25 protein-coding genes and 1 pseudogene are annotated in these 21,833 nt (G+C 68.2%); 13 read left to right on the top strand and 13 right to left on the bottom strand.

Annotated elements, in window-relative coordinates:
* Positions 1–5: 5 nt before the first annotated feature.
* The 13 genes from vgrG to QNJ12_RS06750 all read right to left on the bottom strand — a co-directional run bounded on the left by vgrG (position 6) and on the right by QNJ12_RS06750 (position 11,042).
* Positions 6–1,757: a type VI secretion system tip protein VgrG gene (vgrG, locus tag QNJ12_RS06690; RefSeq protein ID WP_300620591.1), complete on the bottom strand. Its 1,752-nt coding sequence runs from the start codon at positions 1,755–1,757 to the stop codon at positions 6–8.
* Positions 1,754–2,437 carry a hypothetical protein gene (locus tag QNJ12_RS06695; RefSeq protein WP_300620593.1) on the bottom strand — a complete coding sequence of 228 codons (684 nt, stop codon included), beginning with the start codon at positions 2,435–2,437 and terminating at the stop codon, positions 1,754–1,756. The genes vgrG and QNJ12_RS06695 overlap by 4 nt, the downstream gene beginning before the upstream one ends.
* Position 2,438: 1 nt before the next feature.
* Complete coding sequence (locus QNJ12_RS06700) at positions 2,439–2,597, bottom strand: DUF5908 family protein (RefSeq protein WP_300620596.1); 159 nt, start codon at positions 2,595–2,597, stop codon at positions 2,439–2,441.
* A gap of 2 nt (positions 2,598–2,599) precedes the next feature.
* On the bottom strand, positions 2,600–3,031 hold the full coding sequence (locus tag QNJ12_RS06705; protein ID WP_300620599.1) for a phage tail protein: 432 nt from the start codon (positions 3,029–3,031) through the stop codon (positions 2,600–2,602).
* Positions 3,032–3,043: 12 nt separating this feature from the next.
* Positions 3,044–3,472 carry a phage tail protein gene (locus QNJ12_RS06710; RefSeq protein ID WP_300620601.1) on the bottom strand — a complete coding sequence of 143 codons (429 nt, stop codon included), beginning with the start codon at positions 3,470–3,472 and terminating at the stop codon, positions 3,044–3,046.
* Between the two features lie 58 nt (positions 3,473–3,530).
* On the bottom strand, positions 3,531–4,982 hold the full coding sequence (locus tag QNJ12_RS06715) for a phage tail sheath C-terminal domain-containing protein (RefSeq protein ID WP_300620603.1): 1,452 nt from the start codon (positions 4,980–4,982) through the stop codon (positions 3,531–3,533).
* 24 nt (positions 4,983–5,006) lie between these two features.
* Positions 5,007–6,086 (bottom strand): hypothetical protein, encoded by a 1,080-nt coding sequence (locus QNJ12_RS06720; protein WP_300620605.1) that lies wholly within the window; start codon positions 6,084–6,086, stop codon positions 5,007–5,009.
* A 3-nt stretch (positions 6,087–6,089) separates the two neighbouring features.
* Positions 6,090–6,656: a DUF4255 domain-containing protein gene (locus QNJ12_RS06725; protein WP_300620608.1), complete on the bottom strand. Its 567-nt coding sequence runs from the start codon at positions 6,654–6,656 to the stop codon at positions 6,090–6,092.
* A gap of 266 nt (positions 6,657–6,922) precedes the next feature.
* Positions 6,923–7,312, bottom strand: coding sequence for a DUF4280 domain-containing protein (locus QNJ12_RS06730; protein ID WP_300620612.1), 390 nt, complete (start codon positions 7,310–7,312; stop codon positions 6,923–6,925).
* Between the two features lie 23 nt (positions 7,313–7,335).
* Positions 7,336–8,727, bottom strand: coding sequence for a toll/interleukin-1 receptor domain-containing protein (locus QNJ12_RS06735; RefSeq protein WP_300620615.1), 1,392 nt, complete (start codon positions 8,725–8,727; stop codon positions 7,336–7,338).
* Between the two features lie 394 nt (positions 8,728–9,121).
* Positions 9,122–9,877, bottom strand: coding sequence for a hypothetical protein (locus tag QNJ12_RS06740; RefSeq protein WP_300620618.1), 756 nt, complete (start codon positions 9,875–9,877; stop codon positions 9,122–9,124).
* A gap of 10 nt (positions 9,878–9,887) precedes the next feature.
* Positions 9,888–10,313, bottom strand: coding sequence for a heme-binding protein (locus QNJ12_RS06745; RefSeq protein WP_300620621.1), 426 nt, complete (start codon positions 10,311–10,313; stop codon positions 9,888–9,890).
* A 6-nt stretch (positions 10,314–10,319) separates the two neighbouring features.
* Positions 10,320–11,042 (bottom strand): GntR family transcriptional regulator, encoded by a 723-nt coding sequence (locus tag QNJ12_RS06750; protein ID WP_300620623.1) that lies wholly within the window; start codon positions 11,040–11,042, stop codon positions 10,320–10,322.
* Positions 11,043–11,277: 235 nt separating this feature from the next.
* On the opposite strand from QNJ12_RS06750, the gene QNJ12_RS06755 reads away from it, so the two are divergent.
* From QNJ12_RS06755 to QNJ12_RS06815, 13 genes and pseudogenes are all read left to right on the top strand, one after another.
* Positions 11,278–11,517 carry a phenol hydroxylase subunit gene (locus QNJ12_RS06755; protein ID WP_300620626.1) on the top strand — a complete coding sequence of 80 codons (240 nt, stop codon included), beginning with the start codon at positions 11,278–11,280 and terminating at the stop codon, positions 11,515–11,517.
* Positions 11,514–12,506 carry a hypothetical protein gene (locus tag QNJ12_RS06760; protein WP_300620629.1) on the top strand — a complete coding sequence of 331 codons (993 nt, stop codon included), beginning with the start codon at positions 11,514–11,516 and terminating at the stop codon, positions 12,504–12,506. Before QNJ12_RS06755 ends, QNJ12_RS06760 begins: the two co-directional genes overlap by 4 nt.
* A 12-nt stretch (positions 12,507–12,518) precedes the next feature.
* Complete coding sequence (locus tag QNJ12_RS06765) at positions 12,519–12,812, top strand: MmoB/DmpM family protein (protein WP_300620632.1); 294 nt, start codon at positions 12,519–12,521, stop codon at positions 12,810–12,812.
* Positions 12,813–12,828: 16 nt separating this feature from the next.
* Positions 12,829–14,346, top strand: a complete 1,518-nt coding sequence (locus QNJ12_RS06770) for an aromatic/alkene/methane monooxygenase hydroxylase/oxygenase subunit alpha (protein WP_300620635.1) — start codon at positions 12,829–12,831, stop codon at positions 14,344–14,346.
* A gap of 25 nt (positions 14,347–14,371) precedes the next feature.
* Positions 14,372–14,734 (top strand): phenol hydroxylase subunit P4, encoded by a 363-nt coding sequence (locus QNJ12_RS06775; RefSeq protein WP_300620637.1) that lies wholly within the window; start codon positions 14,372–14,374, stop codon positions 14,732–14,734.
* A 13-nt stretch (positions 14,735–14,747) separates the two neighbouring features.
* A complete protein-coding gene (locus QNJ12_RS06780) occupies positions 14,748–15,800 on the top strand; it encodes an NADH:ubiquinone reductase (Na(+)-transporting) subunit F (protein WP_300620640.1) in 1,053 nt (350 codons plus the stop codon).
* Complete coding sequence (locus QNJ12_RS06785) at positions 15,800–16,162, top strand: 2Fe-2S iron-sulfur cluster-binding protein (RefSeq protein WP_300620643.1); 363 nt, start codon at positions 15,800–15,802, stop codon at positions 16,160–16,162. The genes QNJ12_RS06780 and QNJ12_RS06785 overlap by 1 nt, the downstream gene beginning before the upstream one ends.
* Before the next feature lie 83 nt (positions 16,163–16,245).
* Positions 16,246–17,163: a catechol 2,3-dioxygenase gene (locus QNJ12_RS06790; protein WP_300620646.1), complete on the top strand. Its 918-nt coding sequence runs from the start codon at positions 16,246–16,248 to the stop codon at positions 17,161–17,163.
* Between the two features lie 108 nt (positions 17,164–17,271).
* Entirely contained in the window at positions 17,272–18,777 is a 1,506-nt protein-coding gene (locus QNJ12_RS06795; protein WP_300620649.1) for a 2-hydroxymuconic semialdehyde dehydrogenase, read from the top strand.
* A 13-nt stretch (positions 18,778–18,790) separates the two neighbouring features.
* Positions 18,791–19,585 carry a fumarylacetoacetate hydrolase family protein gene (locus QNJ12_RS06800; RefSeq protein WP_300620652.1) on the top strand — a complete coding sequence of 265 codons (795 nt, stop codon included), beginning with the start codon at positions 18,791–18,793 and terminating at the stop codon, positions 19,583–19,585.
* A gap of 20 nt (positions 19,586–19,605) precedes the next feature.
* Complete coding sequence (locus QNJ12_RS06805; RefSeq protein ID WP_367281760.1) at positions 19,606–20,355, top strand: 2-keto-4-pentenoate hydratase; 750 nt, start codon at positions 19,606–19,608, stop codon at positions 20,353–20,355.
* 25 nt (positions 20,356–20,380) lie between these two features.
* Positions 20,381–21,277 carry an acetaldehyde dehydrogenase (acetylating) gene (locus QNJ12_RS06810; protein ID WP_300620658.1) on the top strand — a complete coding sequence of 299 codons (897 nt, stop codon included), beginning with the start codon at positions 20,381–20,383 and terminating at the stop codon, positions 21,275–21,277.
* Positions 21,277–21,833, top strand: a pseudogene (locus QNJ12_RS06815) (4-hydroxy-2-oxovalerate aldolase); the annotation flags it as partial. The gene QNJ12_RS06810 and the pseudogene QNJ12_RS06815, both read left to right, overlap by 1 nt.

The raw sequence follows: 21,833 nt of genomic DNA on the forward strand, positions 1-21,833 counted from the left end.
TCCCTTCAGTTGAGCTGCACGACCGAGCCCTTGACGACGGTCGAGCCGCCGGACGTGAACTCGGCGCCCGAACTCCCGTCGGCAGCGAGCTGCGACTGGGCGGCGATCGTCACGTTGCTGCCCTCGATCGTGACGTCCCCGTCGGCCTGCAGCGTGAGGTCGCCCGCGCTCGTGACCGTGACGCCGTCGCTCTCCATCGTGAGCTTGTTGCCGGACTCGTCCTCGACGGTGATCGCGCCGTCGTCATCGCTCAGCACGATCGTGTTGCCGTTCGGCGTCTCGATCGTGACGACGAGCTTGTCGTCGTCGAAGAGCACCTTCAGCTCGCCCCTCGTGACCAGGCCCTTCTCGTGGTTGTCGTCGCTCGCCTCGATCGGCGCCGGCTTGGCGCTGCTGTTCATCATCCCGAGCACGACGGGATCACGCGGGTCGCCGCCCAGGAACCCGACGATCACCTCGTCGCCGATCTCGGGGAGGAAGAAGCTCCCGCGGTTCTCGCCGGCGTCCAGCGTCGCCACCCGCGCCCACACGCCTTCGCCCGTCACGTCGATCATCGGGATCCGGACCTGGATGCGATGCTCGCCGTCCGGATCGCCTTCGAGGGCGGTGACCAGTGCGACGTGGACGCCCTGCACTCCCGGCAGCAGACCGTTGGCCTCGCTGTCGACCACGTCGCGGGTGACGCTGCCGAACGCATCGGGCGACAAGCCGAACTGGACGTCGGTCTCCCAGTTGCGGCTGCTGATCTCGTGGCGGACACCAGCGACCAGGGCTGTTCCCGTGAAACGGTCCCCCACGTCCTTCAGCTCGATCGTGTCGCCGGGTTCGATCGCGCCGAACCCCTGCACGCGGACCCGGCCCCGGACCTTGGCGAAGCCGCTTCGCAGGAGCTGCGCGTCGGCCCAACCCTGCAGCTCGTCGTCGGCCAGGATCCCGCCGTGCTTCAGCTCGAACGCGTCGAGCCCGACCACGTCGGCGAGGTCACCGGCATCGAGGTTGCCGGGCGTGACCGCGCCGGGGTCCGCGCCCTCGACCTCGGCGAGCTCCTGGTCGGCGGGGTTCCAGGCCGAGGACTGGACAGCCGCCAGTTGATCCCGGGCGTCGGCCGCGGCCTCGAACTCGAGCACGTTGCCGCCGTAGCCGACGACGAGCGCGGCCTCACCCGACGCGTCCGGCGCCTTGACCTCGAGCGTCCCGTCCTTCGTCGCAACGAGCATCCCGTTCGCCTCGGCCCTCGTGAGGATGAAGTCCCAGTCGGTGGCGTAGTACTGCACCATCGAGGGGTGTGTCACCTGCGTCGTCGCGACATCGGGTGTCAGGCCGGCGTCCGAGCAGATCGCCTCGATGATGTCGGCGTCGGTCTCGTCGTAGAAGTAGCCGGTCTTGCGGCCGACGGTCAGCTTCACGGCCGCGTCGCGGCACTCGATGCACAGGGTCGAGGGTCGCCCGGCGGGGGCACGGAGCCCGTGACGGACGACGATCCCCTTGAAGATCACGTCCTCCTCGCCGTGGTAGCCGGCTGCGATCTCGATCTCGGTCCCGGGCACGAAGTCGTCGGCGTCGCTGGCCGGGAACTCGCGGGCCGCCACGTCGCCGTCGAACACGACGATCTCAGCCGCCGCCACACGGTTGAACGCCCGTTCGACGACGATCGACCGCACCTGGTACTCACCCTTGATCTCGGTACCGCCTGCGCTGATCGTGAACGACGGCCGGTCCGCCGGTGCCGCGGTCGGGACGAGTTGATCGTCGCTCATGACTCGGCCTGACGGATGGGTGGGAACCGGATCGTCTGCCCGACCTCGAGGCGGCGGAAGTCGTCGAGCCCGTTGATCGCAGCGACCTGCAGGTAGTACGACGGGTCGCCGTAGATCGTGGCGCACATCAGCGTGAGGTGATCGCCCTCCTTGACCACCCTGGTGTGCGTGAGGTCGGGCGAGCTCTTGCGCTCCTGCTTGACGCGCAGGGTGTCCTCGACGTTCTCCGCGAACGTCGCACTCACCTTCGCCCGGAGCGGGCGACCGCTGGGTTCGAACAGCGTGTAGGTCATCTGGGCCGACTTGAGCACGCACCGCGACACGAGGGCACCCCACACGAGCCTGAGGTACATCGGGCGGTGGATCTCACCGTCGTGCTTGCCGGTCACCGTGAGGAAGCGGTCGATCGTCTTCGGCACGTCGACCTTCGGCGCCACCGCACCTGTCCCGTCGAAGAGGAACTCGAACGTGTACTCCTGCGGCTTCACCTTGCCGAACACCTGCGGGCTGCCGGTGTCGCCCGCGCCCTGACGTGCGTGGTACTCCACGTCGTACTTCTGCGCGTAGGTGTTCGGGTTGAACATCACCTCGAACGTCTCGACGGGGCTGCCCGAGTAGTCGGCGACCTTGAACGCCTCGATCCGCAGCTTCTCGAGCGTGCCCTTCTCCGTGATCGCCACGTCAACGCTCCTGCTGCCGGCGCAAGACGTCGAGCACCTGCTCGACGCACTCGGCGACGATCTCGTTGCGCGAGTCCTCGGTCGGCGCCGCCTCCTTCGCCGGGGCGTCGTCGGATCCGACCCTCGCCCGGATCACCAGCTCTCTGATCTCGATCGGCATGGTTACACCTTTCGGAACTTGCGGTACGCCAACTCGAGTGACTCGATCGCCAGCGCGTTCTGCTGAGCGTTGAACGTCGAGACCGACCACTTGAGCGGGTACGCGCCCGTGAATGTCCAGGTGAGGATCGGCTCGTGCGCCTCGTCGAGCAGCGACACCTCGACGTCGCGCGGGTCGAAGACGAACTCCTCGATGGCCTTGCGACACCAATCGGACAGGCCCGAGCTGGCGACGATCCCCCGCTTCAGCACGAGGTTGCCGTACTTGGCGCCGGTCGGCAGCCGATGGACGTACTCGTTGAGGCCGCCTTCGCGGAACTCCTCGACGCCCACCTCGGCCGAGAGCCCCGACACCTCCTGGAAACGCGCGTCGACGTCGTCGGACTGACCGCCGACGCGCACCTCGTAGTGGAACGCAACCGCGAGGTCGGTCATCACGAGGGCCGATCAGGCGTTCTCGATGGTCAGGCCCTCGTGCGCCAACTCGAGCGTCTCGATGGCCGACTCGTTGCCACTTGCCTTGAGGTCGGGTGCAGTGATCTTCGTCGGCCAGGCGTTCTTGACCTTCCACGTCATCACCGGTGCGTGCTCCTCGTCGAGGAGGCTGATGATCACGTCGCGACGCTCGATCTTGTTGAGCTTGATCGTGTTCAGCCACTCGTAGAACTCGTTGTCCCCCGAGAACACCCCACGCTTGAGCGTGATGTTGCCGAACTTCTTGAGCCCGGGCATCTTCTGGACGGTCGCCTCCGGTTCGGTGCCGTCTCGGTACTCGATGACCTGCGCCTCGTAGTTGAGTCCGGTGACCTCGGAGAAGGCCAGCTGCGTCCCTTGCCAGTCGACCTGGAAGTGGAACGCCGGGAGTGGATACGTCATGTTCAGTTACCTCTCGTCCGTGAGCCACCGAAGTTGGCTCGGCTGCGACTTGGAGCCCTCACGACTCCTGCATCTTGTGGGAGAACCTCAGGATGATGAACTCGGCCGGGCGGACGGCCGCCATGCCGATCTCGACGATGAGTCGGCCTTCGAGGATGTCCTGGGCCGACATGGTCTCGCCCAGACCCACCTTGACGAAGAAGGCGTCGTCGGCGACGGCGCCGGCGAGCGCACCCTCGCGCCACTTCTGGCTGAGGTAGTTCTCGATCATGGCCTTGACCTTGACCCACAGCGGCGCCGCGTTGGGCTCGAACACCGCCCAGCCCGTCGACTTCTTCACCGATTCCTCGACCATGTTGTAGAAGCGTCGGACCGACACGTAGCGCCACTCGTTGTCGTTGCCCGCCAGGGTCCTGGCGCCCCAGACGTAGATGCCCTTGCCGGCGAAGGTCCTGATCGCGTTGACCGACTTGCCTGCGTTGGCGTCGACGTTGAGGCCGTCCTGGATGGCGTCGTCGATGCGGACGGTCGGCTTGGCGACCAGGTTGAGGCTGACGTTCGCCGGGGACTTCCAGACGCCGCGGGTCCGGTCGACCTTGGCCATGACGCCGGCGACCGCCGGGCTCGGCGGCAGCGTCATCCGCGCGGCCGCGATCGCCGCCGCGACTGCGGCGTAGATCGAGTTGGTGGCCTTCAGATCCTCGATCGCGAGCTCGTACGCCTCCTGTCCCTGGCTTCCGTCCAGGGCCGCCGCACCTGCCGTCGTCGTGTCGATCCCGGCGGCTGTGGAGAGCTCGGTCAGCGACTTCTCCTCCGCCGCGCTGTCGACGAGCTGGATGTCGTCGAAGCGATAGTTGACGGGGATGATCGTCTCGAGGTGCGGCGCGTACGCCGCTCCGTACTTGAGCGCGTTGTTGCCGACCTTGGTACGGAACTCCGAGACATCGGCGTCGAACGTCGCCCCGACCTCTCGGATGTCGAACACACCGATGCGGTCCATCAGCGTCTGGCACTGCGACAGCGTCGTGGTCTGGAGGCCGGCGAACTGGTCGGCGTTGTCGAGCTTGATCCCGTCCGGGAAGAGGATCATCGTGGGTTCGTCGTACTTCGCAACCGCGTTGATCCCGGCGGTGAGCTCGGTGTTGTCGATGTCGTCGTCGTGCGTGCCGACCGAGACGATGTAGCAGGGTCCACCGCCGTTGGCGTAGAACAGCTGCAGCGCGTAGTAGAGGAGATGGGTGGGCTCGAACTCGACCGTCTGCGGCTCGAGGTCGGCGTTCAGCGTGACCTTCAGCTTGTCGGCGTCCGGCCGAGCGCCGCCGCCGAAGAGCTCGCGGTACTCGACGAGCGACTTGATCCGCGTCGGTTCGAGGAGGAGCGACACCCCTTTCCGGTCGTGTTTCTCGGTGTACCCGACGAACGCGGGGACGGCGGTCTCCACCTCCGCCACCGACGGCGGGAAGACCGAGATCTCCTCGACGAAAACACCGGGTGTCTTGTAGGTGGGCATGGTTCGCTATCCCTTCAGAGTTGGTCAGACGTAGACGTAGAGGGTCGAGATCAGGTCGTCGGGACCGGTTCCTGCTTCGAGCGGCGTGGACGCACCCGGTGACGGCAGGACCATGGATGACCCGTTGAGCCCGGTGAGGGTCAGTGCGGCGGGCCTCTCGCTCAGCGCTCGCCGGGCTTGGGCCGTGAAGACCGCTCGCGTGCCGTCGACCTGTCTGGTAAACGATGGCCCCCCGTCGATCGCCAGGCCCGTGAGGTCGAGCTCGAGCGGGCGGTTCTTGCTGACGACGACGTAGCGCCACGTCGTCGGTCGCGGGACGAGGCGCAGCGTGTAGGTCCTCGCGGTGACGGCGTCGCCGTTCAGGAATCGATAGGCAGGTGGCACGCGGTCGACGCCGTCCGATGCGAAGCCGTCGGTCCTGTCGAAGATCTCGATCAAGCCCAGCGGGCTTCTCCCGCGCAGCTCGGGGGCCTTGACGACCGCTCGCGACCCCCCTGCGTCGTCGCTGATCGTGTACCGACCTGGCGGCAGCCGGTCCCACCCCTCGATCGAGTACTCGCTCTGAGCCGTTGCGGGGTCCGGAGACTGCACCGCGACGTCGAGCACGTCAGCGCCGAAGCGGTCTCGGCACGTGACCTGTGCACCCGTCACCGGTGGGTCGACCCGGTGCACGAGCTCGGGCGCGGCCTCGATCCAGACCGGCGGTCCCCGCCGAGCGCCGGCAACGGCGTCGCCGAGGAAGAGGTCGGCGCCGGCGACGTCCCGGCGCAGGTTGTCGAAGCACCACAGCTGCCGGCCCGGCCGGGCCCGCGGCAGGTCGGTGATGCTCGCGAGATACGGCGCCGCGGCATCGATCGTGAAGACGAATCGGAGACCGCCAGCGCCGGCCGGACGCACGAGCTCGGGGGCGGCGGAGACAGCCGAGTCGATCTCGGCGTAGACCGAACACCCCCGATCGGACGGCCGGAACACGAAGGCGTGGTTGCGCATCAGCTGCGCCGTGTCGGCGGTCGGTCTGATCTCGAGGTCCGCGCCCGGGTGGCCGGCGCGGTAGTACGCGTGCTCGATGTCGATCGAGAACAGGGGCGCGTACGTCGTCCGCATGGCTCACTCGTTGATCCGGATCTCCGACACGAGCGCCGGCTCGGCTTCCACCCGGGTGTCGCGGATCCGCAGGAGCCCGGCCTTGTACATCACGCACGGCATGAGCTTGGCGCCGATCGCCCCCCAGAGGTCGTTCTGCTGTTCGAAGCTCAGCGTGAAGAGCTCGAAGGTCACCTTCGCCTCCTCCACGGGGTCCCACGCCGGGTCGGCGATCGAGAAGACCGCACGGTGCTGGAAGAACGCGACCACGTGTGCGATCGACTTCAGCGCCTCGGCGTACTCCGTCGAGTTGGCCGCGAACAGCACGTACAGGTTCACGTTGATCTCGGGTCGCACGAACTGCGACGTGCCGTCGGCCGCGCGTTCGAACGGATCGACCGGTCGGAACACGCGGTCCTGCTCGACGTTGACCAGCATGGCGACGACCTTGTCTCCGACCTTCTCGTTCGGCTTCCCGTCGGGGGTCATCAACCGGTCGGCGACGACGCGGTCGGGGGTTGGTCCCGGCGCGCGCAGGTTGAGGTACTCGTTGAGCTCGGAGACGACGTGCGCGACGGCCAAGTGGATCATCGGCCCGCCCTCGTCCGTGCCAGTCGAGCAACCACCCGATTCCCTTCCTGGGATGCCCGTCATGCACGGCTGCCGTGCAGATGCCGATCACCCTGGGTTGGAAGCAAGGGCGTGGTCGTCGCACACCCTCCTCAACTGCGACAATACGCCGCGCGGACGCGTCGCCGAAAGGGATTTATCGGTCGGATGTGCGACGGGTCCGACCCTGGGATGCAGTGGCGTCCGCGATCGTTCGCGCGGCCATCCGCCGGTCATCGGCCGGCCGTCTACGGCACCTCGGTCGTCGTCTGGCCGGGCGACGACACCGTGATGGTGCCGCCCCAGTTGCACATGCACTGCGAGCTGTCGTTGAGCGCAGGGTTGCCGGCGATCGTGACCGTCGACGAGCCCGGCGACCACGGCGCCGACGTTGCCGGGATGCACGGCATCGGGGTGAGCACGCCGAGCGCGGCGGCCGTCGCCGCGGCGACGGTGGGGTTCGACATCGACGTGCACATCGCGAACGGCATGATGTTCAGCATCGGCACGTGATCCATGATCGTGGCCGACGGCTGGCTGCTCGAGTTCGTCTGCGCGGTGGGGAGCACCATCAGGGTCCCCGGCGCCGTGCCGAATGAGCACGACAGCGACGCTCCGTTGCAGACCAGCTGGCCCATCGAGACCTCCGACGATCAGACCGCTAGGCCTGGACGAACATCGTGTTGGTCAGCCAGCCCAGCACCTCGGCATCGCGGGTGCCGTTCGCGGTGACGAACACGTCCTGGCAGCCGGGGACCTGCGCCATCGCCTGCCGGGCCTCCTCGAGGGTCGCCTCGGGGCCGACGGTGCCGAACGTCGAGCTGAACATCGCGGCCATTTCGTCGTCGGCCAGCAGGTCGGCGAGCGTCAGCGCTGCGGTGTCGGCCCCGGTGAACGACTTCGCGGCGATGAACTCCATGATCATCGAGCGGTGAGCGATCATGCGGGGCTTGCCCTCGCCGTCGATGATCGGGATCCGCGACTTGTCGCCGGCGAGCACGTCGGTCAGCAGCCGGTCGCCGGCACCTGCGTCCGAGAGCCGCAGCGAGCTCACGTTCTCCATGGTGAGCATGCGGTCGCCGGCGAGAATGGCCGGGCTCCGGACGCGCATGAACAACACGTTGAAGTGACACGTCGCGTCGTCGCCGGGGATGCTGTAGGTGGCGACGTGTGGGAGGTGGAGCCGACCGCCGTCGGCCTCGTACGGGGCCCATGCGACCGGCATCAGCTCCTGCCGGATCGCCGCCACCACCTGGCGAACGACCGACTGCAGCCACGGCGGCAAGGTCGCGGCGGGCGATCGCCCGTCGTCGATCCCCGCGAGTCGCGCGATCGTCGTCGTCGGTCCGATCGCGATGTTGAACAGGCCGTCGGCGCGCAGGCTCGTGTCGATGCGAGCGTCGTCGAGCAGGCACCTCGCGGCGAGGTCCTCCCGCTCGGTCGGGCCCGCTTCCCGGATCGCCTTGACCCGTTCGCCCGGCAGTTCGATCCGCACGAACGGACTGGTGACCTGTTCGGCGAGCTCACGGCGATGGCGGGCGATCGGTTCTTGCAGGCTGTCGTACAGCGTCTGGGCGAGCTCCTTGAGCCGCGGTTCTCGCACGCCGTAGCCGGTCAGTGGTTGGCCGTGATGCGGGATGAACTCCGGGCTCGTGCAGAGCTGCACGACGAGCGTCTCGATCGACTCCAACGACGTCGCGTCGATTCGGAGCAAGGTGCCGTAGACCACGGGGGCCTGATTGCCGCACTGGATCACGACGACGTTCGTCCGCGTCGCATCGTTCGGGTCGGTGGCCACGCCGCACTCCCACATGCAGTACGACCAGTCCTGCGTCTCGTCGGTGAACACGAGGAACAGCACCTGGGTCTTGGCGAGTCCGTCCCGCAGGCTCTCGTTGAGATCCCGGCCGACGCGGGGCCCCTCGAATTCGCGTGCTGATGACAGATGTATATCAACGTTTGCATGACCGACATCGCGCACGAAGTTCGCCAAGACGAGGGCGATGTCCCGATCCGCATGCTTGTGACTGACGAAGAAGTACGGATTGGTCACCACTCAACTCCGTTCACTCGGACGAGCGTCGTCGATGTCGCTCGCCTGCACCAATGAGGGTCGATGAACGTGTGGTTCCCGACGCCCACCGGCCTCGCCACTTCTGACGATACACACCGTCCGATCGCGTGTCATCCGACGGATCGAGCGCAGCACGAGTGGCGTCGCATGTGCCCCACTCGGGCAGCCGCGACGGGCCGCCCCCCGACCGCGCGGCCGGCGAAGCTTCACGTCTCGGTCGTCAACGCCTCCTCCGAGGCTCACGAACGCGCCCGGAGCTTCCTCGGTACGAGGCTGCGATCCCACTTCCGAGGTGGTTCGGAACGGCAGCCCTGAGTCGCGGGCAGCGACCGTGCCGCCGAGCGGTGCACGGCTCGGAAACGACCCGAGGCCTTCAGGTGATGAGTGCGATCCCGGCGAGCGCCGGCGAGCGCACCGAGTACGTCGTGCCGGCGACGACGTCGTACGGGGCGGTGAGGCCGCCGGTGAACACGATGTCGCCCGCTCGGAGAGCTCCACCCTCGGCGGCGAGCGACCGGGCCAGCCACGCCACCGCCTCACACGGGTCACCGAGTGCGTTGGAACCGTCGCCGGTCCGAACCGTCGCGCCGTCGGAGAGCTCGATGCGGACGGCGGACGGGTCGGCGACCACGGCGAAGTCGCCGATCACGATGCGAGCACAGGAGGAGTTGTCGGCGGTGTTGTCCAGCAGGTCGAAGTCGTAGCTGGGCCAGCGCGGATCGACGACCTCGATGCCCAGCGCCCACGTGCCACCCGACCGGGCCACGGCGGACGCGGTCGCGTCGCCGCCGACGTCCACCGCGCACCGGTGGACGAGCTCGGGTTCGAGCTTCGGATGGATGAGTGCATCGAGCTCGAGGCGGCCGTCGCAGACCTGGCTCCGCCACAGCGTGCCCCAGTTCGGACGCTCGATGCCGAGCGCCTCGCGCATCGCCGCCGAGGTCCAGCCCAGCTTGTAGCCGATGCGGGTGTCACCGGCGGCGAGGCGTTGCGCGTCTCGCTCCCGTGCGACCGCCCGCGCATCCGCCCAATCCACATCTGGGAACCGCGCCGTGATCAGCTCGGCGGGCGTCGCCGTGCGCTCGGCCTCGGCGAGCTCGCCGGCGAGACGCGACGCATCGATCGCCATGCGGCGCCCGTCAGACGTCGAGGGCGGCGACAGCGGCCGCCGCGATCTCGTGATCCTGCGCTTCGGTCGCGCCCGACACCCCGATCGCGCCGGCCACCTCGCCACCGACCAGCACCGGTACGCCGCCGCCGACGGTGATCAACCCCTCGACGTTGCCGGCGACGCCGTGCAGCAGCGCCGGGTCGGCGTTGAAGTCCGTAGCCAGCTCGGTGGTAGGTGCACCGGCAGCGGCCGCGGTCCACGCCTTCTTGGCGGCGACCGTGAGTGAGAACGTCGGGCTGCCGTCCATTCGCTCCATCGTCAACGGGTCGCCTGCCGGGTCGCTCACGTGGATGACGACGGCGACGCCGAGCGACTCGGCGTGCCGGCGCGCGGCGTCGAGCAGGGACCGGGCACCTTCGAGCGACAACCGCGGGCGCATGGTGATCGCAGTCATCGGCAGCTACCCGGTCCGGGCTTCACCGGCCCCGTGGAGCAGCGACAGCACGTCGGTCGTGCGCTGGATGTGCATCGCAGCCACGTCACACGCCGTGTCAGCGTCGCGTGCGAGGGTGGCCTCCATGAGGGCCGTGTGCTCGGCATGTACGTCGCGCGGCACGCTGCGATCGGTCAGCGCCATCCGCCGGTAGCGCTGGGTGTGGTGGAAGAGCATGTCGAGCATGTGCAGCACCCACCTCGACCCGCAGGCGGCCGTCGTCGCGTCATGGAACTGCTGGTTGCGGATCTCCCACTCGGCCGCCGCGCCGTCCAACCGGTTGTCGACCGCCTCCTGCGCCTTGGCGAGCCGGTGGAACGTGGCCACGATGCCGGCCTCCCAGTCGTCGTCACCGGTGGCGATCGACTCGCGCAGCGCATGGGTCTCGAGCAGGATGCGGGTGCTGCTGATGTCCTGCAGGTCGTCGAGCGAGATCGGCGCGACGGCGAACCCACGCTGACCTCGAGCCGTCACCAGCCCATCGGGCAAGAGCAGCGACAGCGACTCGCGGATCGTCGACGATCCGACCCCGTAGCGCTTCCGCAGGTGTTCGACGGCGAGCTTCGTGCCGGGCGTGAGCACACCTGAGACGATGTCCTCGCGAATCGCGTTGACCGTCTCCTCGACCCGGGTCAGCGGTGTCACCGACCCGTCGCCGGGTGCTGCGCTGTCGATGTCGAGGGTGCTCATGGCGTCCTTCCTGCTTCGTTCTCGGGGGGGCGTCGACGCCCGGCAGGACGTCGGAGGATCCGCGTAGTTGTCCGAGACAGTACCACATTCTCCGACGAATGGAAGACATTCGGAGATTTTCACGAATCTCAGAGATTTTGCTTGACTCTCCGAGATCGGGGTCTTAGGGTGACCCCCGTCACTACGACACGGTCGCCACGACACGGTGGCGACGTCTTCGAGGGAGGGACGACCGATGGGCGACTGGGGCGATGCGACGGTGCGGGTCACCGGCATCCGACGCTCCCGGTTCGTCGAGTTCGACTTCTCCATCGGCGACGAGCTGGTGGTCGAGCTCGTGATGCCGTATCGCGAGTTCCGCACCTTCTGCGACGAGCACGAGGCCGAGATGCTGCCCGCCGAGGGCGAAGCAGCGCTCGCCCTCCGGCAACTCGCCGAGTCCCCACACGACATCCGGCCCGGAGGTACCAGATGAACATCGAGATCAAGGCCGAGAGCTTCACCCCGAGGCGATCGACCTTCAGCCACGTGGCACGTCGGTACGGCGAGGATCGACCGGCCTCGCGGTACGACGAGGCCACCCTCGACGTGCAGGCAACGACGAACTTCCACTACCGGCCGCTGTGGGCGCCCGAGTACGAGATCTTCGACACCCGGCGCACCGCCGTCGTGATGAACGACTGGTACGACTTCGCCGATCCGCGGCAGTTCTACTACGCCACCTACAACATCAGCCGCGCAGCGATGAACGCCGCCGCCGACCGTGCGTTCGAGTTCGTCGAGGACCGCGACCTGGTCGCCCGCGTCGACGCCGAGTGGCTCGACATCGTCCGCCACTACCTCGTGCCGCTGCGGCACTACGAGTGGGCCGCCGACCTCAACTCACTGCGCGTCACCGACTACGGGTACGGCACCCGGGTCACCAGCGCAGCGATGTTCGCGGCGTGCGACCGGCTCGGCATGGCCCAGCTGATCACGCGCATCGGGCTGGTGCTCGAGGGCAACACCGACGTCGGGCTCGAGCGAGGGCGCACCGCATGGCTCGAGGCCGACGACTGGCAGGGCGTCCGCCGCATGGTCGAGGACACGCTCGTCGTCGACGATTGGTTCGAGACGTTCGTCGCCCAGTACCTCGCAGCCGACGGCATCATCCACCCGCTCGTCTACGGCGTGTTCGACGACGCCGGGCTCGAACGAGGCGGCACTGCGGTGTCGATGATGTGCGAGTTCATGGTCGACTGGATGAAGGACAACGCCCGCTGGGTCGACGCGCTCGTCAAGGTCGCCGCCGAGGAGTCCGACGCCAACGCCGAGCTGATCAGCGGCTGGTACCACACCTGGCGTGACCGGGCCGTCGAGGCGGCCTCCCCACTCGCCACGACGGTGCTCGGCACGGCCGACGCCGTCGGCACGATCCGCGAAGCACTCGATGCCCGGGCCGCGAGCCTCGGCCTCACCGTCTGAGAGGAACCGCTCATGGTCACCGACAACCAGAACGCCTCGGTCAACAGCGTGTCGATCACGCTGCAGAACACCGAGGACGCACGGCCGATCGTCGAGGCGATCACGGCCGACAACCCCGACGCCGTCGTCAGCCACTTCCCGGCGATGGTCAAGGTCGACTGCCCCGGCCGGCTCACGATCAACGCCCGGTCGGTCAGCGACCGCGTCGGGCGCGACTGGGACCCGCAGGAGCTGCACCTGAGCGTGATCTCGCTCTCGGGGAACATCGACGAAGACGACGACACGTTCGAGCTCGCCTGGAACTGAGGACAGGAACACCGACATGGCAAAGCGCATCCCGCTCAAGAAGAAGTACGAGTACATGACCCGCGGCCTGGCGTGGGACACCACGTACCAGGACATGGACGACGTGTACCCCTACGACAAGTTCGAGGGCATCAAGATCCACAACTGGGACGACTGGGTCGACCCGTTCCGGCTCACCCAGGACGCGTACTGGAAGTTCCAGGCCGAGAAGGAGCGCAAGCTCTACGCGGTCATCGACTCCTACGCCCAGAACAACGGCCAGCTCGGTCTCAGCGACGCCCGCTACCTCGGCGCGCTGAAGCTGTTCCTCACCGGCGTCAGCCCGCTCGAGTACCAGGCCCACCGCCACTTCGCCCACCTCGGTCGCAACATCCGCGGCACCGGCGCACAGGTCTCGGCCCAGATGCAGTCGATCGACGAGCTGCGCCACGCCCAGACCCAGATCCACGCGATCAGCCACTACAACAAGTTCTTCGACGGGCTCCACGACTTCACCCACATGCACGACCGGGTGTGGTACCTCTCGGTGCCGAAGTCGTTCTTCGACGACGCCGTCTCGGCCGGCCCGTTCGAGTTCTTCACGGCGATCTCGTTCAGCTTCGAGTACGTGCTGACCAACCTGCTGTTCGTGCCGTTCATGTCGGGCGCCGCGTACAACGGCGACCTCGCCACGGTCACGTTCGGGTTCAGCGCCCAGTCCGACGAGTCACGCCACATGACGCTCGGTCTCGAGGTCATCAAGTTCCTGCTCGAGCAGGACGAGGAGAACGTCCCGATCGTCCAGCACTGGATCGACAAGTGGTTCTGGCGCGGCCACCGGCTGCTCAGCCTGGTCGGGATGATGATGGACTACATGCTCCCGAAGAAGGTCATGTCCTGGAAGGACGCCTGGGAGATGTACTTCGAGGAGCAGGGCGGCGCCCTGTTCGACGACCTCGGCCGCTACGGCATCCGCCCGCCGATGCACGCCGACGTCGCCACCAAGGAGAAGGACCGCATCAGCCACGAGGTGTGGGCGATCTTCTACCAGTACACGCACGCCGCCGGGTTCCACACGTGGGACATCGACGACGAACACAAGGCGTGGCTGTCCGAGTCGTACCCCGACACGTTCGACAAGTACTACCGGCCGCGCCTCGATCTGTGGCAGCAGATGGCCGCCGACGGCAACCGCTACTACAACATGGCGCTGCCGCAGCTCTGCCAGACCTGCCAGATCCCGATGGGCTTCACCGAGCCCGACGATCCGACCACGATCTGCTTCCGGTCGAGCGAGTACAAGGGCGACCGGTACCACTTCTGCAGCGACGGCTGCCAGTACATCTTCGACCACGAGCCCGAGAAGTACATCCAGGCCTGGCTACCGGTGCACCAGATCTTCCAGGGCAACTGCGGCGGTGCCGAGATCCCCGACGTCCTGAACTGGTACCACCTCAACCTCGACGCCGACAACATGGCGTACGAGGGGTCGCCCGAAGAAGCGCTGTGGAACGAGTGGATGGCGAGCCGCCGGGTCGGCGCCGCCCAGGCCTGAGCCCCGAGACCGAAGGAGAGACGTCATGCCTGTCACCGCACTGCAGCCGGGCTACACCGGCGAGAACCTCGACGCCCGCGAGAACTTCGGGCCCAACCAGTTGGTGTACATCCACTGGGAGCAGCACTTGATGTTCTGCGCCGCGCTGGCCTTCCCACTGCCGCCCGAGATGCCGTTCGCGGCGCTCGTCGGCGAGCTGATCCCCCAGTTCTACGGACCGCACCCCGACTTCGAGCGCATCGACTGGTCGACCGTCCGCTGGAACCTCGACGGCGAGGACTTCGTGCCCGACCTCGACGCCTCGCTGGCCGACAACGGCGTCGGCCACAAGTCGTTGATCCGCTTCTGGACGCCGGGCCTCGAGGGCCTCGGCGAGTCGGGCGCCTGACGAGGAGCTCGTCGTGTCCATCGAACTCACCGTCGAGCCCATCGAGGAGACCGTCGAGGTCGCCGACGGTCAGACCCTGCTCGACGCCTGCCTGCGGGCGGGCGTGTGGCTCCCCCACGCCTGCGGTCACGGGCTGTGCGGCACCTGCAAGGTCGAGGTGCTCGACGGTGAGGTCGACCACGGCGCGGCGTCGCCGTTCGCACTGATGGACTTCGAGCGCGACGAGGGGTGGACGCTGGCGTGCTCTGCGACCGCCGGCTGCGATGTCGTGATCGAGGCCGACATCGACGAAGAACCCGACGCCGTCGTCCGCCCGGTCCGCGACTTCACGGGCACGGTCAGCCGGCTCGATCACCTCACCGGCGACATCGTCGGCATCTGGCTCTCGGTCGACGAGCCGGTCGAGTTCCAGGCCGGGCAGTACCTCAACCTGCACGTGCCCGGCGTCGAGCGCCCGCGTGCGTTCTCGTTCGCCAACGACCCCGCCAACGCCCACGAGGTCGAGCTCCAGGTTCGCCTCGTCCCCGACGGCGAGGCGACGCCGAAGCTGCATCACGAGCTCCAGGTCGGCGACGAGCTCCGGTTCTCGGGGCCGTACGGCCGGTTCTTCGTGCGCCGCTCGCACGACAAGCCGATGCTGTTCCTCGCCGGCGGCTCCGGGCTCTCGAGCCCGAAGTCGATGATCGAGGACCTGCTCGGCACCGGCTGCGAGCAGCCGATCACGCTGATCCACGGGGTGCGAACCGCCGCCGACGTCTACTTCGACGACCTGTTCCGCTCACTCGAGGCCGAGCATCCGAACTTCACCTACGTCCCGGCGCTCAGCCAGCCCGACGGCGCGGAGTGGGACGGCGAGACCGGCTTCGTCCACGAGGTCGCCGAGCGACGCTTCGACGGTTCGTTCAAGGGGCTGTCGGCCTACCTGTGCGGTCCGCCCGTGATGATCGAGGCGTGCATCCGCTCGCTCATGAAGGGGCGCCTGTTCGAGCGCGACATCTTCACCGAGCGCTTCGTGACCGAGGCCGACGGCGAGTCGGCCAAGAGCCCACTGTTCAAGAGGCTGTGATGCCCGCCGACGGAGTCATCGACGCCGACGTCCCGGTCGACCGCGTCGACGGCGCCCATCGGTGTTGGTTGCGCCCGACCGGTGTCGGCGACGACGTCACCGGCGTCTGGTTCGAGGTTCGCGAGGGCGAGCGCGTGCTCCACGAGATGATCAAGCGGCAGGTACACGACATCCCGGTCGGCTGTCGGGGAGGCGGGTGCGGCGTGTGCCGGATCCGCGTCGTCGAGGGCGACTACACGACGAAACGGATGAGCCGCAAGCACGTCACCGAGGCCGACGAGGCCGCCGGCGTCGCGCTCGCCTGTCGCGTCATTCCCTCCACGGACCTCGTCGTCGAGCTCGCCCCGACCGACGCCACCTGACCTGTCCATCCAGCTTCACACGACCGACAACCACCAGCCCGACAACCGCTACCCAGATCAACCGCAAGCAAGGAGTACCCATCATGGCTCTCACCGGAGTCCTTCGCCCCGGCATCATCCAACTCCGCGTCCTCGACATGGACGACGCGATCGTCCACTACCGCGACCGGCTCGGCCTGCAGGAGGTCATGACGGGCGACGACGGCCGCGTCTACCTCAAGGGGTGGGACGAGTTCGACCATCACAGCGTCGTGCTGCGCGAGGCCGACGAGGCGGGCATGGACCTGTTCGCGTTCAAGGTCGCCGACACCGAGACCCTCGATCAACTGGCGGCCGACGTGGCCGCCTACGGCTTCGAGGTGTCCGACGTACCCGCCGGCGAGCAGCCCGGTGTCGGCCTCCGCAAGTCGTTCGAGATCCAGAGCGGCCACACGATCCAGCTCTACGCCGAGGTCGAGCAGGCCGAGAAGACGCCGACGATCGTCAACCCCGACGTCTGGCCCGAAGAGCCGCGCGGCATGGGCGTCAACCGCTTCGACCACGCCCTCCTCTACGGACCCGACATCGACCAGGTCACCGACTTCTTCTGCTCGGTGCTCGGGTTCTCGGTCGCCGAGACGGCCGAGACACCGGGAGGCATCGCCGTGTGGCTGACCTGCTCGAACAAGGCCCACGACATCGCCTTCGTCCCGATCCCCGACCCGAACAGCTTCCACCACGTGGCGTTCTTCCTCGAGGAGCAGAACCACGTCACCCACGCCGGCGACGTCATGGCCTTCTACGACATCCCGATCGACGTCGGCCCGACGCGCCACGGCATCACTCGCGGTCGCACGATCTACTTCTTCGACCCGAGCGGCAACCGCAACGAGGTGTTCGCCGGCGGCTACACGTACTACCCGGACAACCCGACCCGCTCGTGGACGGCCGACCAGATCGGCAAGGGGATCTTCTACTACGAGCGCGAGCTCAACGAGGCGTTCCTCAGCGTCTACACCTGATCCCACCCCCGATGGTTCGCCCGGCCGGTGACGCCGGCCCGGCGGCCCCACCCTGGTCGAGCGCGCCCCAGCGCGCCTCGCCGGGGTTCCCGAACCAAGGAGCTTCCGATGTCATCCACCTCAACGCTCACCGCACCGGCGTCCACCGCGACGTCCGCAGAGTTCCTCAACTTCATCAACGGCGACTTCCGACCCAGCTCGACCGGCACGACGTTCGAGAACCGCTCACCCGTCGACGGATCGCTGATCGGGATGGTCCACGAGGCGTCGGCCGACGACGTCGACGAGGCCGTTCGGGCTGCTCGCGCCGCCCGCGCCGGAGCCTGGGGCGAGCTCTCGATGCCCGAGCGGTCCGCCCTGCTCGTGTCGGTCGCCGACGAGATCGACCGTCGCTTCGACGACTTCCTGGCCGCCGAGATGCTCGACACCGGCAAGCCGGTCTCGATCGCCAGCCACATCGACATCCCGCGTGGCGCGGCCAACTTCCGGGTCTTCGCCGACCTGGTCAAGAACGTGCCGGGCGAGCACTTCCACCTGGCGACCCCCGATGGGCTCGGCGCCGCCAACCTCCAGCTGCACAAGCCGCGCGGCGTGATCGCCGTCGTCTGCCCGTGGAACCTCCCCCTGCTGCTGATGACCTGGAAGGTCGGGCCCGCGCTGGCGTGGGGCAACACCGTCGTGGTGAAGCCCTCCGAGGAGACCCCGGCCACGGCCACCCTGCTGGGAGAGGTGATGAACGACGTCGGCGTGCCGGCCGGCGTGTACAACGTCGTGCACGGCTTCGGTCCGAACTCGACCGGTGAGTTCCTGACCTCCCATCCCGGCGTCGACGGCATCACGTTCACCGGCGAGACCCGCACCGGCTCGGCGATCATGAAGGCCGCATCCGACGGGGTGCGCGCGGTCTCGATGGAGATGGGCGGCAAGAACCCCGGGATCATCTTCGCCGACGCCGATCTCGACGAGGCGGTGGCCGGCACCGCCCGGTCGGCGTTCGCCAACTCGGGCCAGGTCTGCCTCGGCACCGAGCGGGTCTACGTCGAGCGGCCGATCTTCGACGAGTTCGTCGCTCGGCTGGCCGAGCGAGCGCAGGCGATGAAGATCGGCGACCCCGATCAGCCCGACACCGAGCTCGGCCCCCTGATCTCCGAGGAGCATCGCCAGAAGGTGCTCGGGTACTACCGGACAGCGGTCGACGAGGGCGCCACCGTCGTGACCGGCGGCGGCGTGCCCGACGTCGGCGACGCCCACGCCAAGGGCGCCTGGATCGAGCCGACGATCTGGACCGGACTCGCCGACGACGCCGCCGTCGTCACGGAGGAGATCTTCGGGCCCTGCTGTCACATCCGGCCCTTCGACACCGAGGACGAGGTGATCCAGCTCGCCAACGACACCGAGTACGGCCTCGCCGCCACGGTCTGGACGACCAACCTGAGCCGCGCCCACCGGGTGTCGAGCCGGCTCGAGGTGGGGTTGTGCTGGGTGAACTCGTGGTTCCTCCGCGACCTGCGCACCAGCTTCGGGGGCATGAAGTCGTCGGGCATAGGTCGCGAGGGCGGCGCCCACTCGACCGAGTTCTACACCGAGCCCACCAACGTCTGCATCAAGCTTTGACGGGACGCACGACATGAACGAACCGAACGCTCAGCTCGCCGCCGTCGCGGAGCAGCTGCGCGCCGTGTACGACACCGGCTCGCCGATCCCACCGATCCGGGACTCGATCGCGTCGGCCGACGAGGCGTACGCGGTGCAGGACCTCAACACGGCGCACCGGCTCGACGCCGGTGGCCGCCTCGTCGGCCGCAAGATCGGCCTCACGTCGCTCGCCGTGCAGCGCCAGCTCGGCGTCGACCAGCCCGACTACGGGATGCTGTTCGCCGACATGGCGGTCGACGACGGCGCCGAGATCGCCGCCGGCCGGCTGATCCAGCCCAAGGTCGAGGCCGAGATCGCGTTCGTGCTGGGCGACGACCTGCCTCACGCCGACACCACCCCCGCCGACGTGCTGCGGGCGATCGACTTCGCTGTCGCCGCGATCGAGATCGTCGACTCTCGCATCGCCGATTGGCAGATCTCGTTCTACGACACCGTGGCCGACAACGGCTCGTCCGGGCTGTACGTGCTCGGTTCGCGGCCGGTCAGCCTCGAGGAGTTCGACCCGATCCTGTGCGGCATGGTCATGGAGCGCAGCGGCGAGCCGGTCTCGGTCGGTGCCGGCAGCGCGTGCCTCGGCAGCCCGATCAGCGCCGCTGCGTGGCTCGCCCGCACGATGGCGGCCGCCGGCCGCCCACTCGGCGTCGGCGACACGATCCTGTCGGGCGCGCTCGGGCCGATGGTCGCCGTCGAGCCCGGTGACGCCTTCGAAGCCCGGATCTCGGGCCTCGGCTCGGTGACCGTCTCGTTCGAAGGAGCATCGTCGTGACCCGCCTCCCGCTGGCCCGGATGGCCGAGATCGCCGATGAAGGTGCCCGCACCGGCACGGCGATCGCACAGTTCACGAACGACCACGAGCTCGACGTGCCCGACGCGTACGCCGTGCAGGCGCTCTCGATCTCGCGGCGAGTGGCTCGGGGCGAACGCGTCGTCGGCGTCAAGATGGGGCTCACGTCGCGAGCGAAGATGGCCCAGGTCGGTGTCGACGAGGTGATCTGGGGCCGCCTCACCGACGGGATGCTCCTCGCCGACGGCGCACCACTCTCGCTGGGCGGCTACGTCCATCCTCGCGTCGAGCCCGAGATCGCGTTCCTGATCGAGCGTCCGCTGGGCGGCAGGGTCACGGCGATGCAGGCCATGGACGCGGTCGGCGCCGTCGCTGCCGCGGCCGAGGTGATCGACTCGCGCTACGAGGACTTCAAGTTCGCGCTTCCCGACGTGATCGCCGACAACTCCTCGTCGTCCGGAATCGTCGTCGGCGCGTGGTGTGACCCCTCGACCCCCATCGACAACCTCGGCATCGCGCTCTCGGTCGACGGCCGCAACCAGGAGGTGGGCTCCAGCGCCGCGATCCTCGGCGACCCGGTGCGCTCGCTCGTCGAGGCCGCCCGCATGGTCGCGGAGGCCGGCTTGCAGCTCGAACCCGGGTGGATCGTGCTCGCCGGCGGCGCCACGGCCGCCGTCCCGCTCGTCGCCGGCTCGTCGTACCGGGTCACGGTCGAGTCACTCGGCCGCGTTGGCTTCACCGTCACCGAATAGCTCCCGTCCCTGGAAGGAACTCCACATGGCAACCGCCGCGATCGTCGGCCCCGGCAACATCGGGACCGACCTCATGTACAAGCTGCTCCGGTCGTCCGACATCGAGCCGCGCTGGATGATCGGCGTCGATCCGGCGTCCGAGGGGCTCAAGCGGGCCGAGGCCGAGGGCCTCGAGGCATCCGCCGAGGGCGTCGACTGGCTCCTCGCACGGCCCGAGCTCCCCGACATCGTCTTCGAGGCGACGTCGGCGTACGTCCACGTCCGCAACGCCAAGCGCTACCAGGAGGCCGGTATCCGCGCCGTGGACCTGACGCCGGCCGCCCGTGGCCCGTACGTCGTGCCGCCGGCCAATCTCACCGAACACATCGACGAGTTGAACGTCAACATGGTCACGTGCGGCGGGCAGGCGACGATCCCGATGGTGTACGCCGTCTCGCGGATCGTCCCGGTCGACTACGCCGAGATCGTCGCCACCGTGTCGTCGGCGTCGGCCGGCCCGGGCACACGGCAGAACATCGACGAGTTCACCCGCACCACGTCCAAGGCCGTCGAGGTGATCGGCGGGGCCACCAGGGGCAAGGCGATCATCATCCTCAATCCGGCCGAGCCGCCGCTGATGATGCGCGACACGATCTACTGCTCGATCCCGCTCGACGCCGACACCTCGGCGATCGACGCGTCGATCCGTGAGGTCGCCGCCGACGTGGCCACCTACGTGCCCGGCTACCGGCTGGTCGCCGACCCACAGTTCGACGTGCCGTTCGGCGACACCGGCCGCGGCCGGGTCGCCGTGTTCGTCGAGGTCGAGGGGGCAGGCGACTTCCTCCCGCCGTACGCCGGCAACCTCGACATCATGACCGCCGCCGCCACCAAGGTCGGCAACGAGATCGCCCGATCCCTCACCGTCAAGGAGACCGTCTGATGCCCTTCTCCGACACCCTCGACGTCCGCGTCACCGACACCAGCCTGCGCGACGGTTCGCACGCCAAGCGGCACCAGTTCACCGAGTCCGACGTGAGATCGATCGTCGCCGCGCTCGACGGCGCCGGGATGCCGGTGATCGAGGTCACGCACGGCGACGGCCTCGGCGGCTCGTCGTTCAACTACGGGTTCTCGGCCGTCGACGAGCGGGTCCTCATGCAGGCCGCCGTGGACGAGGCCCGCCGGGCGAAGATCGCAGCGCTGATGCTGCCCGGTCTCGGCGTCAAGGACGACATCAAGGCCGCCCACGACCTCGGGGTCTCGATCATCCGGATCGCGACCCACTGCACCGAGGCCGACATCTCCGAGCAGCACTTCCAGATGGCGCGCGAGCTCGGGCTCGAGACGGTCGGCTTCCTGATGATGGCGCACACCGTCGGCCCCGACGTGCTCGCTGCGCAGGCCCGCATCATGGCCGACGCCGGCTGCCAGTGCGTCTACGTCGTCGACTCGGCCGGGGCGATGATCCTCGAGGACGCCAGCGACCGGGTGGCTGC

Origin of the sequence: Ilumatobacter sp. (assembly GCF_030065885.1) — a bacterium.
GTDB lineage: Bacteria > Actinomycetota > Acidimicrobiia > Acidimicrobiales > Ilumatobacteraceae > Ilumatobacter.

Coding starts and splice junctions, on each gene's coding strand:
- vgrG (WP_300620591.1), bottom strand. CDS start 1,757: ATGAGCGACGATCAACTCGTCCCGACCGCGGCACCGGCGGACCGGCCG.
- QNJ12_RS06700 (WP_300620596.1), bottom strand. CDS start 2,597: ATGCCGATCGAGATCAGAGAGCTGGTGATCCGGGCGAGGGTCGGATCC.
- QNJ12_RS06705 (WP_300620599.1), bottom strand. CDS start 3,031: ATGACCGACCTCGCGGTTGCGTTCCACTACGAGGTGCGCGTCGGCGGT.
- QNJ12_RS06710 (WP_300620601.1), bottom strand. CDS start 3,472: ATGACGTATCCACTCCCGGCGTTCCACTTCCAGGTCGACTGGCAAGGG.
- QNJ12_RS06715 (WP_300620603.1), bottom strand. CDS start 4,982: ATGCCCACCTACAAGACACCCGGTGTTTTCGTCGAGGAGATCTCGGTC.
- QNJ12_RS06720 (WP_300620605.1), bottom strand. CDS start 6,086: ATGCGGACGACGTACGCGCCCCTGTTCTCGATCGACATCGAGCACGCG.
- QNJ12_RS06725 (WP_300620608.1), bottom strand. CDS start 6,656: ATGATCCACTTGGCCGTCGCGCACGTCGTCTCCGAGCTCAACGAGTAC.
- QNJ12_RS06730 (WP_300620612.1), bottom strand. CDS start 7,312: ATGGGCCAGCTGGTCTGCAACGGAGCGTCGCTGTCGTGCTCATTCGGC.
- QNJ12_RS06740 (WP_300620618.1), bottom strand. CDS start 9,877: ATGGCGATCGATGCGTCGCGTCTCGCCGGCGAGCTCGCCGAGGCCGAG.
- QNJ12_RS06745 (WP_300620621.1), bottom strand. CDS start 10,313: ATGACTGCGATCACCATGCGCCCGCGGTTGTCGCTCGAAGGTGCCCGG.
- QNJ12_RS06750 (WP_300620623.1), bottom strand. CDS start 11,042: ATGAGCACCCTCGACATCGACAGCGCAGCACCCGGCGACGGGTCGGTG.
- QNJ12_RS06755 (WP_300620626.1), top strand. CDS start 11,278: ATGGGCGACTGGGGCGATGCGACGGTGCGGGTCACCGGCATCCGACGC.
- QNJ12_RS06760 (WP_300620629.1), top strand. CDS start 11,514: ATGAACATCGAGATCAAGGCCGAGAGCTTCACCCCGAGGCGATCGACC.
- QNJ12_RS06765 (WP_300620632.1), top strand. CDS start 12,519: ATGGTCACCGACAACCAGAACGCCTCGGTCAACAGCGTGTCGATCACG.
- QNJ12_RS06770 (WP_300620635.1), top strand. CDS start 12,829: ATGGCAAAGCGCATCCCGCTCAAGAAGAAGTACGAGTACATGACCCGC.
- QNJ12_RS06775 (WP_300620637.1), top strand. CDS start 14,372: ATGCCTGTCACCGCACTGCAGCCGGGCTACACCGGCGAGAACCTCGAC.
- QNJ12_RS06785 (WP_300620643.1), top strand. CDS start 15,800: ATGCCCGCCGACGGAGTCATCGACGCCGACGTCCCGGTCGACCGCGTC.
- QNJ12_RS06790 (WP_300620646.1), top strand. CDS start 16,246: ATGGCTCTCACCGGAGTCCTTCGCCCCGGCATCATCCAACTCCGCGTC.
- QNJ12_RS06795 (WP_300620649.1), top strand. CDS start 17,272: ATGTCATCCACCTCAACGCTCACCGCACCGGCGTCCACCGCGACGTCC.
- QNJ12_RS06800 (WP_300620652.1), top strand. CDS start 18,791: ATGAACGAACCGAACGCTCAGCTCGCCGCCGTCGCGGAGCAGCTGCGC.
- QNJ12_RS06805 (WP_367281760.1), top strand. CDS start 19,606: ATGGCCGAGATCGCCGATGAAGGTGCCCGCACCGGCACGGCGATCGCA.
- QNJ12_RS06810 (WP_300620658.1), top strand. CDS start 20,381: ATGGCAACCGCCGCGATCGTCGGCCCCGGCAACATCGGGACCGACCTC.